Annotated in this window: 11 protein-coding genes; 6 read left to right on the forward strand and 5 right to left on the reverse strand. The window is 49.9% G+C overall.

Going from position 1 to position 17,588, the window contains the following annotated elements:
- Positions 1-215: 215 nt before the first annotated feature.
- A complete protein-coding gene (locus tag HU824_RS13345) occupies positions 216-848 on the forward strand; it encodes a hypothetical protein (protein ID WP_176469106.1) in 633 nt (210 codons plus the stop codon).
- On the opposite strand, the gene HU824_RS13350 is transcribed toward HU824_RS13345, so the two are convergent.
- From HU824_RS13350 to wecB, 3 genes are all read right to left on the reverse strand, one after another.
- Entirely contained in the window at positions 845-2,113 is a 1,269-nt protein-coding gene (locus HU824_RS13350) for a replication-associated recombination protein A (protein ID WP_176469107.1), read from the reverse strand. The genes HU824_RS13345 and HU824_RS13350 overlap by 4 nt on opposite strands.
- Before the next feature lie 15 nt (positions 2,114-2,128).
- Positions 2,129-4,714 carry a DUF5686 and carboxypeptidase-like regulatory domain-containing protein gene (locus HU824_RS13355; protein WP_136010523.1) on the reverse strand — a complete coding sequence of 862 codons (2,586 nt, stop codon included), beginning with the start codon at positions 4,712-4,714 and terminating at the stop codon, positions 2,129-2,131.
- A gap of 298 nt (positions 4,715-5,012) precedes the next feature.
- Positions 5,013-6,107, reverse strand: a complete 1,095-nt coding sequence (gene wecB / locus HU824_RS13360) for a non-hydrolyzing UDP-N-acetylglucosamine 2-epimerase (protein ID WP_136010522.1) — start codon at positions 6,105-6,107, stop codon at positions 5,013-5,015.
- A gap of 189 nt (positions 6,108-6,296) precedes the next feature.
- On the opposite strand from wecB, the gene HU824_RS13365 reads away from it, so the two are divergent.
- Positions 6,297-6,923 (forward strand): trimeric intracellular cation channel family protein, encoded by a 627-nt coding sequence (locus tag HU824_RS13365; protein ID WP_176469108.1) that lies wholly within the window; start codon positions 6,297-6,299, stop codon positions 6,921-6,923.
- Positions 6,924-7,111: 188 nt separating this feature from the next.
- On the opposite strand, the gene HU824_RS13370 is transcribed toward HU824_RS13365, so the two are convergent.
- A complete protein-coding gene (locus HU824_RS13370; protein WP_176469109.1) occupies positions 7,112-10,015 on the reverse strand; it encodes a pitrilysin family protein in 2,904 nt (967 codons plus the stop codon).
- Between the two features lie 271 nt (positions 10,016-10,286).
- On the opposite strand from HU824_RS13370, the gene HU824_RS13375 reads away from it, so the two are divergent.
- On the forward strand, positions 10,287-10,790 hold the full coding sequence (locus tag HU824_RS13375) for an RNA polymerase sigma factor (RefSeq protein ID WP_136010519.1): 504 nt from the start codon (positions 10,287-10,289) through the stop codon (positions 10,788-10,790).
- Positions 10,791-10,937: 147 nt separating this feature from the next.
- Positions 10,938-12,713, forward strand: a complete 1,776-nt coding sequence (locus tag HU824_RS13380) for a biotin/lipoyl-binding protein (protein ID WP_136010538.1) — start codon at positions 10,938-10,940, stop codon at positions 12,711-12,713.
- 447 nt (positions 12,714-13,160) lie between these two features.
- Here the strand turns inward: HU824_RS13380 and HU824_RS13385 are convergent, their stop codons facing one another.
- Complete coding sequence (locus HU824_RS13385) at positions 13,161-14,363, reverse strand: BamA/TamA family outer membrane protein (protein WP_136010518.1); 1,203 nt, start codon at positions 14,361-14,363, stop codon at positions 13,161-13,163.
- A 162-nt stretch (positions 14,364-14,525) separates the two neighbouring features.
- Between HU824_RS13385 and HU824_RS13390 the strand changes: the two genes are divergently transcribed.
- The gene (locus HU824_RS13390; RefSeq protein ID WP_136010517.1) at positions 14,526-15,926 is read left to right on the forward strand and encodes a C1 family peptidase; all 1,401 of its coding nucleotides are present in this window, start codon (positions 14,526-14,528) and stop codon (positions 15,924-15,926) included.
- Positions 15,927-16,135: 209 nt separating this feature from the next.
- Positions 16,136-17,485, forward strand: a complete 1,350-nt coding sequence (locus HU824_RS13395) for a Na(+)-translocating NADH-quinone reductase subunit A (RefSeq protein ID WP_176469110.1) — start codon at positions 16,136-16,138, stop codon at positions 17,483-17,485.
- Positions 17,486-17,588: the final 103 nt, after the last annotated feature.

A 17,588-nucleotide genomic window follows, 5' to 3' on the forward strand; every position in this document is an offset into this window, starting at 1 on the left:
GTGCTGGATGGCTGGCAAGTATTTACTGCCGAAACTCCTTCTCTTGATTTCTACTGATTCACTCTATTTATATTGTAAAAATAGGATTATGGGTATTGTCAAACGTATCTCTCTCTTTCTGCTGGGTTGCATGGCTACTGCAAACGTCTGTGCACAATATATCTTGAATCACGGTCGTATACAGCTGGAAGCATCTTTGTAGTGAATAAGTAGGCGTGGATTATGGTGGAATGGCCTATATGACTTCTGTCCGCAGGATATCCTCGTGGTTGTGTCTGAACGATTATCATCAGCTGAATTACGCTTTGACATTGGGAGGCAGATATTTCTGGCATAAATCATGGGGAGTGCAAGCACAGTTGTTACTGAATCCGGGAAGTGGACAAGAGTATCTGTACGACGGTAAGGTGCTTGGTTTCAATCAGGTGGAAGTGTCGCTCGGAAGTATTGACGGTAATTTCAGTGCCGGAATCGTCTATCGTTGCAGCATTGGCAACTGGGATATACAGCCTTCCTTCGGCATCGGAATAACCGGTTTTTCTGAGACCGGTTATTCATCTTACCTCAAGCATGAAGGAACGAACGACGTCGATTTCTTTGTGCTGGAGATGGAGAAAGACAAACGTAATGCTTTCTCCATCACTCCCGGAATACAGTTGCTCTACCATTTGCCCAAGCGGGTCTGTCTTTATGCCGGGGTTTCTTATATAGTGACTGCCGGTTCTTCATACGGGGAGTATACCCTGCATAATCTCTATACACTCGAATTGAGGGAGCGGCAACGCGTAGAGGATAAATACGTCGATGCGTTTCATTTCAGTTTGGGGCTGGGTTTCCGTCTGTTCTAAAACCTCTCTTTTCCCCAAAGTTGCTGCATCCGTTCCTTGTGCTTTTGCTCGGCAGGATTGAGTTGCGGTTCCCAGATACGGCGGTCTTTCAGTTCGTCGGGCAGGAATTGCTGTTTGACGAAGTTGCCGGGGTAGTCGTGGGCGTACTTGTACTTCTCGCCGTAGCCCAACTGCTTCATCAGCTTGGTGGGCGCGTTGCGCAGATGCAGTGGGACGGGGAGGTTACCCGTTTCGCGTACTACTTCCAGTGCATTGTTGATGGCCATGTAGGCCGAATTGCTCTTGGGGCTGGTGGCGAGGTATATGGTAGCTTCTGCCAGCGGGATGCGTCCTTCGGGCCATCCCACTTTCATCAGGGTGTCGAAGCAGGCGTTGGCAAGCAGCAGCGCGTTGGGGTTGGCCAGTCCGATGTCTTCAGAGGCGGAGATGACGAGGCGGCGAGCTATGAAGGCAGGGTCTTCACCGCCTTCGACCATGCGTGCCAGCCAGTAGATGGCGCCGTCCGGGTCGCTGCCACGGATGGATTTGATGAAAGCGGAGATGATGTCGTAGTGCATCTCCCCGTCCTTGTCGTAGGCAAGAGGATTCTGTTGCAGGCGTTCGGTCACCATATCGTCGGTAATGACGACGGGGTCTGCGGCTTCGGAGTCTACCACCAGCTCGAGGATGTTGAGCAGCTTGCGTGCATCCCCTCCGCTGAAGCGGAGCATGGCGGTAGTTTCTTTCAGTTCTATTTTCCGTTCCTTTAGCACGATGTCCGTGATGATGGCGCGTTGCAACAGTTCCAGCAGGTCGTCCCTTTCCAGCGATTTCAGGGTATAGAGCTGGCAGCGCGACAGCAACGGACGGATGACTTCGAACGACGGGTTCTCCGTAGTGGCGCCTATCAGCGTCACGGTGCCTTGCTCCACGGCTCCCAGCAGCGAGTCTTGCTGCGACTTGCTGAAGCGGTGTATCTCGTCAATGAAAAGGATGGGGCTGGCTTGTGAGAAGAAACGGTTACTCTTGGCACGCACTATCACGTCGCGTACGTCCTTCACGCCACTGGTCACGGCACTGAGCGTATAGAAAGGGGTTTCCAGCTTGTTGGCGATAATCTGTGCCAAAGTGGTCTTTCCCACGCCCGGAGGTCCCCACAGGATAAACGAAGAGATACGTCCCGCGTCAATCATCTTGCGCAACACCGCATCTTGACCGACCAGATGTTTCTGGCCAATATATTCATCCAATGTTCTTGGCCGAAGCCGTTCCGCTAATGGTTGCATGTTGAGTTATAGATTTTAGAATATCATTAATATCATAAACCGTATGCCCCCCTTCTTCACTCCCGGTATGTCAGTATAGGTCAGTCGGCGTACATATTCTATATGGAGCAGCTTGAAGATATTGTAGATACCTACACTGGCTTCCACATAGGGAGTCTTGCTCATGACATGGCTGGTGGGTACACCGTCGCGCATGGGGAAGAGGAACAAGTCGGGGTTGTTGCTCTTGTACGGGTTGTTCTTGTCCGTCAGCGTGCCCCACAAACCACGGATGCGGAACATCTCGCGCCACTTCAGCTTCTTGATGAGCGGGAGGCGGTTGAAGAGCTTTCCGTTCATGTCGTAGCTTAGGTTGAGGGAGGCATAGCGGTCGTTCAGGAACTCCATGTTGTTGATGAGGTTGAAGGACTCGTTGTTCTGCGTGATGTATGAAAGGTTCGCCATCGGCAGGTTCAGCAGGGGAAAGGGAACGGTGTTCCATTGCGCACCGGCACGTGCCGTTACGTCCAGCTTGCCCCACGAGCCGAGCCAGAAGCGCTTGCGGATGCTGGCTTCCGTCAGGTTGAAGTCGTACTCTCCGCCCAGCACGCCCTTGAAGCCGGCGGTGTGGGAGAGGGTGAAGGTCGGCGCATCCAGCGACACGGGTACGCGCCGCTGCTTGGTGTTGACGAAGGTTTCGCCAGGAGCATAACGCAGGGTCACACCCAGCTCGGTGGTGGTGATGTCGTGCACCAGCGTGTTCTTTTCATCCCATTGCCCCAATATCTCTCCGTTGTTCTTCCAGTATTGCAGCTGTCCCGCTGGCTGGTCGTTGCGGTGGCGCGCCATGGCTTGGACGGAGAAGCCGGTATTGGTCTCCAGCTCGTAAGTCAGCGTGGCGTCGCGCATGTAGGACATCTGGTCTACAGTGGTCCATTTCCAGCCGACAAACAAGTTGTCCTTGTCCGTGGCGAGGTACTTGTCCATGGGAGACATCACGTCGTAGGTGTACTTGAAGGCGACGTAGTGCTTCGGGAACTCCCACAATACGTATTCGCGCTTGTTGAAGGAGTAGGCCACTTGCCCGGAGTAGAACCATTTCTTGTCTTTGGTTCCGTAGGCGCCGTAACCGCTCAGGCTCCAGTGCGGGTCGAGGTTACCGGTCGTCATGCCGCTCAGACGGAAACGCGTGCCGTTGACGTAGTTGCTGGTTATCATTGTATTGATGGGGCCGAAGTCGAACTTGCTGGGATGGTTCTTGCTGCCCGTCTCCACAAAGTTCTCAATCAAGGCTTTCGCCCCGAAGATGACGTACTTGAAGCCGGGAATCTGCTCGATACGGTTCATGAATACATCCATCGTGCTCTCCTTCTTGGTGAGGGGCACTTGACGTACTTTCGCCCAATATTCGTCGCTCTTGGCAAGCATGTTCGCTTCCTTGATGACGTTCCCTTTCAGACGGAAGAGGCGGGGTTCTATCTCTGCGAATTGATAGTCGCTGTACTTGGTGGTCCGCTGCACTTCCAGGCCTTGGATACCCTTCACGAAGTGCAGTTCCACGGTCATGTCGTCGTCGGTCAGCACCCAGTTGCTGTCGGGCAGCTGTTCGAACTGCTGCACGATGTCGAGGTTCTCTACGAAGTTGACACCCGTCTTCTTGGGCAGGTTCATGGTGCATTTCTTCACGGCATAGGTGGAGTCCTTCACCACGTAGAGGTGCCCCGTGAAGCCGAAGTCCTGCGGGTTCTGCGGAACGAAAGTGAGATGCACGCATTCCTGCTTGTCTACCATGAGCGTGTCCATCAGATAGTATTTGTAGAAGCTGATGGCTCCGCGGCCGATGGGGCTGACGAAGCGGCGTTGCAGCAGTCGGATGTCGTCGTCGTAGATATTGATGTCGGAGAATACGTCCGTGAGGATGGTCCCCAGCATGTCTCCGGTGTTGAAGAACTCCTCGATGCCGGTAGAATTCATACCTTCGATAATAGTCTTTTCGCTCTTGGGGTTTTTGCGGAAAATAGTCTTGCTGGCCGTCTCTTTGATAGAGATGGGCAGAATCATCTTGCTGGTCTTGGGCGATACTTCCACTTGGTCTTTGAAGAAAGAGAACTTTTTGTAGATGCCTTTCTCCATTTTGTCGGGGGTGACATCGTTGAGCGACATTTTCATTTTCTCGTATTTCTGATACTGGTAGTAGTCGTTCTCTTCCAGTTTCAGCGCCTTTTTGTTTTCGATGACCTTCTTCATGAACTCCACGGCGGGGTTGTTCTTGCGTGAATATTTTTCCTTCTTGGGTTTCACCACGACTTCGGAGAGTAAGATGTCGTCCGGTTGCAACTTGACGTTCAGCGTCCGGGTGCCAGGCTTCAGTTTCACTTTCTTGGTGATGTAGCCTATGGCGGAGAATGTCAGTTCATCCCAGCCTTTGCGGTTTTCGACTTGGTATTCACCGTTTGCATTGGAGATGCCGCCTACACCTTTCCCTTCATATTGTACGGTGATGTACATCAACGGCTCGTTCGTGAGAGAGTCTGTGATAACCCCCTTAATCTGGGCAGATGTGCTGATGGAGACGAACAGTGACAGCAGGAAAAGGACGTAAATTGTATATCTTTGCTTCATAAGTTACAGATAATTCGGGCGCAAAGTTAACAAATTAAGGTTAACCGAGAAGCAAATATAGACTAAAGATACAAGAGATAAGGTTAAATGAACGTGAAAGCCTTGTGCTTGTTTGTTGGATACAGGTAAAAAAAGTACAGGATTCTTGCAGAAAAACTACTGGGCATAAAGGATAAAGTTGTACAACGCATAGAGAAAGTTCTATCCCAAGCTTTGGGATAGAAAAACCAAAGCTTGGGATAAGCATCCGTAGGCTTGGGACAGATGTTCTCAAGCTTGGGATGGAGTTCACGAAGGATTATGAATTGTTTCCGTTCAGTAGTGTCTGTACGATGCGTTCCGCTGTCCGTCCGTCCCAGCGGTCGGGGAGGGTGGCGTGCTTCCATTCGCCCTGCAGTAACTTGTCAAGTGAGGCGGAGAGGGCAAAGGAATTCTCGCCGACCAGCTCATTGGTACCGATACGCCAGGTTTCGGGATGCTCGGCATAGGTATTGAGGGTGATGCAAGGGACATCGAGAAAGGTGGCTTCTTCAGCGATGTTGCCTGAGTCGGTGATTATGCCTCGCGCTTGGTTGATGAGGAACCCGAAGTGCAGGTAGCGCTGTGGAGGCAGGATGTGTAGGTTGGGGGCATCCAGCTCCAGCGACTTCACCGCCTTTTGCACGTAGGGGTGCAGCGGGGCAACGATAGGCATGCCGTCGGCCTTTTCAATGACGGTCTGGAGCAGGGAGTGCAATACGGTCTTCTTTTCCAGCAGGTCGCGGCGGTTGAGGGTGAGCAGCAGGTAGTTTCCTTTCCGCAGGCCGAGGCTGGAGAACCATAAGGGCTGCACCAGGCGGTGTCGGTTGAAGCGGATGGTATCAATCAGTATGTTGCCCACGTAGTGGATATAGTCGGGTATCATGCCTTCCTGGTTGAGGTTGCGGTTGGCAATCATTCCGGCGGTGAAGAGATAGTCGGAGATGGCATCCACGATGGTGCGGTTCACCTCGCGGGGCATGTTCATGTCGAAGGAGCGTGTGCCGGCTATGACGTGTGCCACCTTCAGCCCACGTTTCTTGGCAACGATGGAACAGCTCATGGTGGCGGTCATGTCGTCTACTACCAGTACTATTTGGGCGGGATGTTGGTCCAACTCTTTCTCGAAAGCAAGCATGATGGAAGCTGCCACCTGTGAGTGGTCGTGTCCGGTGACGCCGAGGCAGGCATCCGGTTTCCTCATGGAGAGGTCGGAGAAGAGCGAGGCATCCAGGCTGGTGTCATCCTGCGGACCGGTGTAGACGATGCGGTAGGAGATGTTCTTTCCGGCCTCTCTGGCAGTGTCGATGGCACGGCAGATGGGGGCTATTTTCATGAAGTTGGGGCGTGCGCCCGATACGATTGTTATTTTCATTGTCGTAGTTGGTGAAAAATGATACGACAAAAATACGTTTTCTTAGGGAAATTATTTGTTACTTTGCCTATTATTTTCAGGATGTCTGTTGAAAATGCCTGCTTTCTTTTTCAATTTTGGATACTTGGATTTAATTTCGGATATGCGAAGTACTTGTTTAATTTATAATTTTTAATTTTCAAAATGATAATGCCAACATTTGTTCAGATACTCGATTTTATCGGTACGTTTGCTTTTGCCATCAGTGGCATACGTCTGGCTTCGGCCAAACGGTTCGACTGGTTCGGTGCGTATGTAGTGGGTTTTGTGACGGCCATCGGAGGAGGTACGATACGCGACCTGCTACTGGACGTCACCCCGGGCTGGATGACGGATCCCATTTACTTGATTTGTACCGGACTGGCCTTGTTGTGGGTCATTCTCTTTGGCAAGCACCTCATCCATCTGAACAATACATTCTTCATATTCGACAGTATCGGCCTGGCACTGTTCACGGTGGTCGGTGTGGGCAAGAGCATCGCTCTGGGCTATCCTTTCTGGGTAGCCATTATCATGGGCAGCATTACCGGGGCTGCGGGTGGTGTGATACGTGATGTATTCATTAATGAAATTCCACTGATATTCCGAAAGGAGATTTATGCGATGGCATGTGTGGTGGGAGGGACTTTCTACTGGATATGCTACCTTTTGGGGATGGAGGCTTTCGTGTGCCAGATTGTGGGTGGTGTGACGGTGTTCGTCACCCGCATACTGGCGGTGAAGTATAGGATTTGTCTGCCTATCCTTTCGGGCAATGAAGAGGATCAGGAAATGTAGTCTGTTGTCTGCCGTCCGAGAACCTTAGGGATTTTCCGGTGAAACTCCGGGCATTGTGCAAAGGAACTTCAGATATTGAAAATAAGATTCCCCGGCATTTGCAACCGAAATGTCGGGGAATCTTTTATACTCCACGTTCCCCTGATGAGGGGGAACGTGGATAGGATTGTTAAAGGGATAAGACAGGGTTAGAACAATGCATCCTTCGTGTTGAAGAGTTTTCGTTCATTCAGTTTCACTACCTTGCCGAATTTTTCCAGCCGCTTCAGGTCAATGTTCTTTGGATTGCCCATGATGGAAATGCAGTATGGTTTGCCTTTGATGTTCTCTTCGTAGAACTTCACGATGTCTTCAAAGGTCAGTACATCTATTTTCGGCAGATTTTCCTTGGCCGGGTCGTCCGTGTAGCCTCTGTGGCCCAAGCCTACCAGTTCCATGGCTTTGTTGCGGAAGCTGGGGTGACTGGTCAGCATGGCTTGGCGGAGATAGCTTTTGATGTTGTCGATACGTTCCGGATTTTTCGGCATGTCGTTGACGAGCCCCATCAGTACGTCCAGTGCATCATTTGCCTTGTCGTTCTGGGTACCGATGTAGCCGCGCAGATAGCTTGCCTTTCCGGCTATGCCTTGCGTGCCGACGAATGCGTAGGCTGTATAGGCCATGGAGCGTTTTTCGCGGATTTCGTTCAGAACGATACCGGTGAAATCAAGGCCGAAGTACTGGTTGAATGCGCTACGCAGCACGTCGTCCTTCTTGTCAGTCTTCTGCATCGGGATGTAGAGGTGGATTTGGGCTTGTTCTGCATCGTTGTTAGGCAGGAAGTAGACGGTGTTTTCGGTCACCGGCATCATCTCCTTTGCCTGCGGGGAGTTGGAGGGGCGTTCGTTGGCCACCAACGGGAGGTTCTTGCTCAGGATGTCGTATACTTGCTCGAAGGGGAGTGTTCCGGTGAAGAATACCTTTGCCTCGTAGTTGGAGGCACGGTTGATGTCTCCCGTCAGTTCTGAAATCTGTAATTCGTAAATCTCCTTGTCGGTCAGTTCCTTGATGTAGTCTGATTTCTCTCCGTAGAGCATGTATTGGCGTAGCGCTTCATTCAGGATGCTGACGTTGTCTTTGCGCTGCTGGCGCATACCCATTGCCGAACCTTTCAGACGTGCCAGTTGCTTTTCGTCCAGTTTTGGCATCAGAATCTGGCGTGAAAGTAGTTGGCAGACTTGCGGCAAGGTGGCCTCGTAACCCTCCATGATGATGTAGAGATTGTCGTCATCGGCTGTCACGTGGCAGGTTGCGTTCAGTTTGCTGAGTTCTTCTTTCAGCTCTTGCGGTTCGTAGGCTCCCATGATGCCTGCGTTGTTCATCAGCTGGGCGGCATAGCCGAGTTTCGGGAATTCGCGTTCACCGACTCCGTATTGTACAATCAGCTGGAATACGTTGTTCTCCTTGTTGGGTGTGTAGTACATCTTGGAACGCTCATTCAGCTGCTTGATTTGCACTTCACCATAGTTTGCGAATTTCTCCTCCATCTGTCCGATGGGCAGGTTCTTGAATTGTGTTGCATAGAGCGATTCTTTTCCTACCGGAGGTTCTACGGGTTTGTATCCCGGCTTCTCAATCTTGGCGTTCTTGTCAGGTTTTCCTTTTTCGATATACAGGGCCAAGTAATTGTCCGACAGATATTTCTTGGCTACCCGCTTGATGTCGTCAGTGGTGATGGCCATAATCTTGTCCTTGTAATTGAGTATGTCGCCTAAATCCTGCTCGTTGTAGAAAGCATTCATCAGTATCATAGCCTTGTCCTCGTTCGATTCCATCTCCAGGTCGAACTGGCGGCACTTCTCGGCTTTGATGGCATCAATTTTCCAGTCCTCGAATTCTCCGGTAGCGATTTGCTGGATGGCTTTCAAGGCTTTCTTTTCGGCGCTCTTGGTAGACTCGAAACGGCGCTGATTTTCGTCGTAGAGCGGAATGGCTGCTACGATGGCGCGTCCTTGTTCACGGAAAGTGCGGGCGTAGGCTCCGGCGCTGGTCAGCTCACCGTCCAGTACCAGCTTGTCCATAGTTCCGGTCTGGCTGTTGTTGTTCAGTAGTGCCAGGGCGATGTTCAGAGCATCTTCGTCGGGATGTCCGGCAGGCACCCCGTTGAATACCATTGTCACTTGCGGATAGAATCCTATCTTGGCCGAGTACTGTTTGCGGCCCTTTATTTCGAGGTTCTGGTAGGTCTTGCGTTCGGGTGCGGGTTTAGCGGCCAGACGTCCGAAGGTGGCATTGATGCGTCCGCTGATTTGTTGGGCTTTGATATTTCCTACGAGCACCAGTACCATGTTTTCGGGTACATACCATTGTTCGTAGAAGTCAATCAGCCTGCTCAGGCGGGGATTTTTCAGATGTTCGGGCAGGCCGATGATGGAACGGGAGTAGGGATGTCCTTCAAAGGCTTTCTCCATCACGAACTGGTTCTGCGCACGTCCTTGGTCGTCTTGTGAACGGTTGTATTCTTCGTACACATTTTCCAGCTCTGACTGGAAGGAACGGAATACGGGATGCAGGAAACGTTGTGAGGAGATTTCCAGCCATTTGTTTATCTGATAGGCAGGGAAGGAGCTGTGATAGAAAGTCCAGTCATAGTAGGTTCCTGCATTCACTTCTTTGGCACCCATGCTTTCCATCAGGTTGGAGTATTCGTTGGGAAGCCCCAATTTTCCGGCTTTGACGGTCAGCTCGTTGATTTCCTTGCTGATGGTTTCCTTTTTTGCCGGATCGGATTCTTCGGCCATCTGGTCGTACTTGGCGATGATTTCCTTGTAAATCGGTTCTTCTTCCGTCCAGTTCAGCGCGCCTATCTTGTCCGTTCCTTTAAACATGACGTGTTCCAGGTAGTGTGCAAGTCCCGTGTACTCTTCAGGGTCATTGATGGAACCGGCACGTACGCCTACCAGTCCGAATACGTCCGATTTGGATTCGTCTTCCCATATATATATGGAAAGACCGTTCTTCAGTTTGAACGCCTTCAGTCCTTGTCCGAAGGAGGGCAGGGAAATGACGAGGGCAGCCAGCAGAAGAAGTGACTTGAATTGAAATGATTTCATAAAATAAAGTGTTTTTATGTAATAAAAGTGTTTTCCTATATGTAGGCAAAGCTATAAAAAAATCACGTAACATTTACGAAATCTTCGGAAAAATGATGGTTTTCAGTATATAATATCACCTGTAAACTATCAGAAAGGGGGTGAAAACTGTCAAATGATAGTTTTTATCCCCAAGAAAAACCGTATTCCGTCCTCTGGAGCTTCAAATCTTCCTTATACTTGCAAACGTATTAACTAAACTATTATTAACTATTTAAAAATTGAGCAAAGTATGAATACTTACAGTTTTAGAAAAGATTTGCTTGCATTGCAAGAAGAACTGCTTCGCTTTGCATACAAGTTGACAGCTGACCGGGAAGAAGCCAATGATTTGTTGCAAGAGACGTCTCTCAAGGCTTTGGATAACGAAGGCAAATTTGAAACCGGTACCAATTTCAGAGGTTGGATGTATACCATCATGCGTAACATCTTTATCAATAATTATCGTAAAATAGTTCGGGAACAGATTTTTGTAGATCAAACGGACAACCAGTATCACCTCAGCATGCCCCAGGATTCCGGTTTTGCCAGTACCGAAGGTGCTTGCGACCTGAAAGAAATGTACCGTATCGTCAACGCCCTTCCACGCGACTATAAAGTTCCTTTCTCCATGCACGTGTCCGGTTTCAAGTACCGCGAGATTGCCGAACGTCTCGGCCTTCCGCTTGGAACGGTGAAAAGCCGCATCTTCTTTACGCGCCAGAAGTTGCAGCATGAACTGAAAGATTTCATCTGATAATAATTGGGTAGTAGCAATATGATATATAACATATTATTGTCGCTGATTTTTTAAGGGTTTTCTACGACTATATGTCAGAATAATCCTTTATATTTGTATATGTTAAGTTAACCAAAGAAAAAAAATCTCTTATTATTGACTATGATGAAAAAGGAAATTAAATTCAGTCTTGTTTACCGGGACATGTGGCAGTCATCCGGTAAGTATCAACCTCGGGTAGACCAGTTGGTACGCATTGCTCCGTTGATTGTTGAAATGGGCTGTTTTGCACGTGTTGAAACAAACGGAGGAGCTTTTGAGCAGGTAAACCTTCTGTACGGCGAAAATCCCAATAAGGCTGTACGCGCTTTTACCGCACCTTTCAGGGAAGCAGGCATACAGACGCATATGCTTGACCGCGGGCTGAATGCATTGCGTATGTATCCTGTTCCGGCAGATGTGCGCCGGCTGATGTACAAGGTGAAGCATGCCCAGGGAGTGGACATTACTCGCATTTTCTGCGGACTGAACGAGACACGGAACATAATTCCTTCCATCAAGTATGCCCTGGAAGCGGGCATGATACCGCAGGCCACGCTCTGTATCACGTATTCTCCCGTCCATACGGTGGAATATTATGTCGGCATTGCCGACCAGCTGATTGAAGCCGGAGCACCCGAGATTTGCTTGAAGGACATGGCAGGCATCGGACGTCCGGGTATGCTGGGGCAGCTTGTCAGAACCATAAAGGAGAAGTACCCCGATGTGTTGATACAATATCACGGGCATAGCGGTCCCGGACTTTCCATGGCTTCCATTCTCGAAGTCTGCGAGAACGGTGCCGATATCATTGATGTGGCGATGGAGCCCATGTCGTGGGGTAAGGTTCATCCGGACATCATCTCCGTGCAGGCCATGCTGAAAGACTTGGGCTTCCAGGTGCCCGACATAAACATGAAGGCCTACATGAAAGCCCGTGCCATGACGCAGGAGTTCATCGACGATTTCTTGGGTTACTTCATGGACCCCACCAACAAGCATATGTCCTCGCTATTGCTGAAGTGCGGTCTGCCGGGCGGCATGATGGGCTCCATGATGGCCGACTTGAAGGGAGTGCATTCCGGCATCAACATGATACTGCGTGGCAAGAACGAGCCGGAGCTCAGTCTGGACGACCTGCTCGTCATGCTGTTCGATGAAGTGGAATATGTATGGCCCAAGCTGGGGTATCCTCCTTTGGTGACTCCTTTCAGCCAGTATGTGAAGAATGTGGCTCTGATGAACCTCATGCAGCAGGTGAAGGGAGAGGAACGCTGGACGATGATAGACAACCATACGTGGGACATGATTCTGGGCAAGAGCGGACGTCTGCCCGGTACTCTGGCGCCCGAGATAGTGGAACTGGCCAAGTCCAAGGGCTTTGAGTTCGTGGATACAGACCCGCAGCTGAACTATCCGGATGCCTTGGATGCATACCGGAAGGAGATGGACGAAAGCGGTTGGGAATATGGTGACGATGACGAGGAACTCTTTGAACTCGCCATGCACGACCGTCAGTATCGAGATTATAAGTCCGGTGTAGCCAAAAAGCGTTTTGAAGATGATTTGCAGCGTGCTAAGGATGCAGCTATGGTCAAGAGCGGATATTCGGAGGAGGAAATCAAAAAGTTGAAGCGTGCCAAGGCAGACCCGATAATCGCACCTTCCAAAGGGCAAGTGCTTTGGGAGGTTTCCGTCGAAGGTCCTTCTTCTGCTCCTTTCATCGGACGCAAGTACCAGCATGATGAGGTGTTCTGCTACATCTCTACGCCGTGGGGCGAATACGAGAAGATATGGACCGGATTTACTGGACGTGTGGTAGACGTCTGTGCCAAGCAAGGGGATGTGGTCAATAAGGGCGATGTGATAGCTTATATCCAGCGGAGTGATATTTTTGCATAAATGAGAACCTGACAAAGTGGAATTCTCTGTACATAGTATATCGGTGTGTCTGGCATATTTTCTTCGAGTTCCAGCTTACGATGGCTGCGTCTGTTGCTGTCGTCGGTCACCCGGAGGATGCCGTAGCTTGTCGGCAGGATAGTCCAGCCTCAGGCAAGATTTTGCTCATGCCTTTTTCTTGTTTGCTGTTTTTTTGAGGAAAAAGGAACGTGATTGCCAAAAGCATGGATAATCTTTTGCCGATGCGCAAGAAAAAGAAAGGAAAAACAGAATATTAGTGTCTCAGGATGTAATGTTTGTGCTTCAAGGCATGCCGATGTAATAAGGAAGCAGGATTCCAATAGAGGTGAGGTTGAATAATCTTGTGAGTGAGATGTAATTAAAAGCCTTTTAATCATCATTTCCCATAGGAGGGAGACGGGTGGATACGGCGGGGCAAGGCGTTACTCAAAACGCTTCTGTCATATTGAAGTAAAACAGCATTTGGTTGTTTACTGTGTTTTTGCCCAAATCCAGGCGTACGTTCATGCGTGGCTGTACTTCAATGCGAAGTCCTACACCATAGTTGGGCAGTACGCCCTCTATCTTGCCGGGAGTGGGGCCCATGAAGCCGCAGCCAGTCCAAGCTACAAACCCGATATGATTGAGCATCCGCTTTAGCCGGGTGCTTCGGTCAGTATTGAGCATCTGCCGGTACTCTGCCATGACCACGTGCGAGGACTTGTCGCGATATTGCCCCATGTAGTAGCCGCGCAGGTCAAAAGGCGTTCCGGTGAGGGCATATTGCGTCAGTGGGACGTTGCCGAACACGTTCTTTGTCTGTGCCGTCCACGCAAGCACTCTGCGCTTGCCCAGTGACTTGTATTGGCGGTAGTCTATCTCCAGGCGGTAGAAGGTCTGGTCGCTGCCGATGAATTTGGCGTACATCATGCCTCGGAAATCCAGATACATGCCGTGGTAGGCGTTGGCGGGGACGTCGCGGCTGTCGTATGTCAGCAGGAAGCCGAGACCGGAGTTGAAGTTGTTGTAGCCGTTGGCCGTACCGCCTGCCTCTTTGTACGAAGGTTCGTCTGCCAGAAATTTGCCGGGCTCTGTCAAGTGGTCGTAATTGATGTCTATTTGAGGTCCGGCAAAGATGTTGCTGTTGCCCAGTCGGAAGAGGAACCAAGGATTTATTTGCACACCGCTGTACCGGTATTTGCTGGTACTGTCGCTTCGTACGTAATCTTTATTGGTATTATAGCCGATGCCGTAAAAGTTTTCTTCCGTATTCTTGTAGCTGAATTTTCCGAAGATGCGGAAACGGTCGCCCTTGAAGAAGAGTTGAGGTTTGGAGAAAAGGTTGATACCGCCGTTGAACATGAAGGCGATGGCCATGGGCACTACGGAGCGTAGCTGCGTGGTGTCGCTGGGATTCATGCGGAAGGTCATCAAGGCACTTCCTCCCAGCACGGCACCGAAGTCGGGAGTGTAGCTGGGCCCGCCCAGAATATTGTAATGCAGGTTCCGGCGTGCTACCTTTTGCTTGCGTAGCTCTTTGGGGCTTAGTGCAGGAACGCTGTCGTTCGTGGTGGCCGCAGTCAGTTCCAGGGTATAAAAGGTGGTGGCAAACAGCACCAGTGCGATAATGCTTGGTATATATTTTTTCATGTCTTACGAAATGTGGGTGCAAAGGAAACTATTTTATCTCGAATAGTTTTCACGGTAATAGATAATAAATCTAAAGATGTCGCTAAATTTATCAAAAAAGGCATTACTTTTGTCTGCTGCTCCACGAAGCAAGACATCAATAACTAAAAACACATAATCTGAATGAAGAAACGATTTTTATCTGTAATTGTTCTGGGTGCCGCACTGCTCTCTGTGCAGGCACAGGAAGGAAAAGGCGGCATCAGCCCCGAAATGCTTGGACAAATCAAGCAAAGTTATCAAGGCACGGCTGCCGACAAGGCTCTCCGCAATGCCATAGGCAGTAACGACATCCGCAGACTGGCACTCAACCAGGAGAACATGCAGGGTATGAATACCCACTTCTCCGTCAAGGTAGAGTCCAGAGGCATCACCGACCAGAAGTCGTCCGGCCGTTGCTGGCTGTTCACCGGGCTCAACGTGATGCGTGCCAAGACCCTTGCCAAATACGGTTTCCAGTCTTTCGAGTTTTCCGAAATCTATCCCTTCTTTTGGGACCAGCTGGAGAAGTCCAATCTTTTCCTGCAGGGCGTTATCGACACAGCCAAGAGTCCCTTGGCCGACAAGACTGTAGAATGGCTCTTCCAGCATCCGTTAAGCGACGGAGGCACCTTCACCGGTGTGGCTGATATCGTCTCTAAATACGGCCTTGTGCCTAAAGATGCCATGCCCGAAACAAACAGCAGTGAAAACACCTCCCGCATGGCTAATCTAATCTCTCTGAAATTGAAAGAGTATGGCCTGCAACTGCGTGATATGGCTGCTGCCGGTGCCAAGCCAGCAACTTTGGAGAAGGAGAAAACCACGATGCTCGGAACCATCTACCGCATGCTGGTGCTGAATCTCGGTGTACCTCCCACGGAGTTCGACTATGTCCGTCACGATGCCAAGGGGAATCCCGTGGAGACAGAGCATCACACTCCTATGTCCTTCCTTGAGAAATATGGAGACAAGCAACTGCTGACCAACTACGTAATGTTGATGAACGACCCCAGCCGCGAATATTACAAGTGTTATGAAATAGACTACGACCGTCATCGTTACGATGGTAAGAACTGGACTTATGTCAACCTGCCCGTAGAGGACATCAAAGAGATGGCCATCGCTTCCTTGAAGGACAGCACCATGATGTACTTCTCTTGCGATGTGGGCAAGTTCCTGAATTCCGAGCGCGGCCTGCTTGATGTGAAAAACTATGACTACGAGTCACTGATGGGCACCACCTTCGGGATGGACAAGAAGCAACGTATCCAGACCTTCTCCAGCGGCTCTTCCCACGCCATGACCCTGATGGCCGTTGACCTGGACAAGGACGGGAAACCCTTGAAATGGATGGTAGAGAACAGTTGGGGAGCCGCCTCCGGTTATCAGGGACATCTCATCATGACCGATGAGTGGTTCAACGAATACATGTTCCGCTTGGTGGTGGAGACAAAGTATGTTCCTGCCAAAGTGATGGAATTGTTCAAACAAAAACCTATCCGCCTGCCGGCATGGGACCCGATGTTTGCAGAAGAAAAGTGATGATAAGGATTAGGGACTAATGGGCTGCGTTAAAACTCCGCAGGGGGCTAATATTTAATTCCCTAACCCCCTAATTCTTAATTCTCGTGTTCGTTAACGAAAGGGATTACGGAAATTTCTCCGTAATTCCTTTCTTTTTTACTCTTTATTCACGTTCTTTTTTGCTACTTTTGCGGCAAATTAATGAAACCATTATTTTAAATAAACGCATGGCAAATGTAATTAAATTACGTAAAGGCCTTGACATTAACCTGAAAGGCACTGCTGCACAGGAACTTGTGTCTGTTAAGGAACCGGGATTCTATTCGCTGGTTCCCGATGACTATACAGGCATCACTCCGAAAGTGGTGGTCAAAGAGCAGGAATATGTGATGGCCGGGGGACCCTTGTTTATCGACAAGAATCATCCTGAATTGAAATTTGTTTCGCCCGTCAGTGGCGTAGTGACAAGCGTGGAGCGTGGTGCGCGCCGCAAGGTGCTGAACATCGTCGTAGAGGCTGCCACTGAGCAAGACTATGAGGAATTCGGCAAGATGGACCCGTCCAAGATGAACGGCCGGCAAGTGAAGGAAGCTCTTTTGCAGGCAGGTATGTTCGCTTTCATCCGCCAACGTCCGTACGACGTTATCGCTGACCCGACGGTGACTCCGAAAGCTATTTTCATTTCGGCTTTCGACAGTAATCCGCTGGCTCCCGATTTCGAATTCGCTCTGAAAGGAGAAGAAGCAAACTTCCAGACGGGGCTCGACGCTTTGTCAAAGATGGCAAAGACGTATCTGGGTATTAGTGTAAAACAGAAGGCTGCTGCTCTTGTGCAGGCCAAGAACGTTACCGTGACTGCTTTCGACGGACCGCATCCGGCAGGTAACGTGGGCGTACAGATTAACCACATCTCTCCCGTAGTGAAGGGCGAAACGGTTTGGACTATCAGTGCCGAAGCTGTACTCTTCATCGGACGTTTGATGAATACCGGTCGTGTAGATTTGACCCGTACGGTAGCCGTAACAGGTTCTGAAGTGTTGAAACCCGCTTATTGCAAGCTGAAAGTCGGTGCTTTGCTGACGAACGTTTTCAAAGGAAACGTGACTACCGGCAAAGATCTTCGCTACATCAGCGGTAACGTGCTGACCGGTAAGAAGGTTGCTCCGAACGGTTTCCTCGGCTCTTTCCACAATCAACTGACAGTGATTCCCGAAGGAGACGAAATCCATGAAATGCTGGGTTGGATTATGCCGCGCTTCAATCAATTCAGTGTCAGCCGCTCTTACTTCAGCTGGTTGATAGGTAAGAAGGAATATGTGATAGATGCCCGTATCAAGGGTGGTGAACGTCACATGATTATGTCCAATGAATACGACCGAGTATTCCCGATGGACATCTTCCCCGAATATTTGGTGAAAGCAATTATTGCAGGTGATATTGACCGTATGGAGGCTCTGGGCATCTACGAAGTAGCTCCCGAGGACTTCGCTCTCTGCGAATTCGTATGTTCTTCCAAGGTGGAAGTGCAGCGTATCGTACGTGCCGGACTCGATATGCTCCGTGCCGAAATGGCGTAATGCAATTAAGAATTAAGAATTAAAAAATAAAAATGATAGTTGAACGTTGTGATATGAGTTGCCTGGCATAATGTAGCGCAGCTATTTCTCAATTTTCAATTCT

Origin of the sequence: Bacteroides sp. L10-4 (assembly GCF_013373675.1) — a bacterium.
Classification (GTDB): Bacteria; Bacteroidota; Bacteroidia; order Bacteroidales; family Bacteroidaceae; genus Bacteroides; species Bacteroides muris.

Coding starts and splice junctions, on each gene's coding strand:
- HU824_RS13355 (WP_136010523.1), bottom strand. CDS start 4,714: ATGAAGCAAAGATATACAATTTACGTCCTTTTCCTGCTGTCACTGTTC.
- HU824_RS13365 (WP_176469108.1), top strand. CDS start 6,297: ATGCCAACATTTGTTCAGATACTCGATTTTATCGGTACGTTTGCTTTT.
- wecB (WP_136010522.1), bottom strand. CDS start 6,107: ATGAAAATAACAATCGTATCGGGCGCACGCCCCAACTTCATGAAAATA.
- HU824_RS13395 (WP_176469110.1), top strand. CDS start 16,136: ATGGCAAATGTAATTAAATTACGTAAAGGCCTTGACATTAACCTGAAA.
- HU824_RS13370 (WP_176469109.1), bottom strand. CDS start 10,015: ATGAAATCATTTCAATTCAAGTCACTTCTTCTGCTGGCTGCCCTCGTC.
- HU824_RS13390 (WP_136010517.1), top strand. CDS start 14,526: ATGAAGAAACGATTTTTATCTGTAATTGTTCTGGGTGCCGCACTGCTC.
- HU824_RS13350 (WP_176469107.1), bottom strand. CDS start 2,113: ATGCAACCATTAGCGGAACGGCTTCGGCCAAGAACATTGGATGAATAT.
- HU824_RS13375 (WP_136010519.1), top strand. CDS start 10,287: ATGAATACTTACAGTTTTAGAAAAGATTTGCTTGCATTGCAAGAAGAA.
- HU824_RS13385 (WP_136010518.1), bottom strand. CDS start 14,363: ATGAAAAAATATATACCAAGCATTATCGCACTGGTGCTGTTTGCCACC.
- HU824_RS13380 (WP_136010538.1), top strand. CDS start 10,938: ATGAAAAAGGAAATTAAATTCAGTCTTGTTTACCGGGACATGTGGCAG.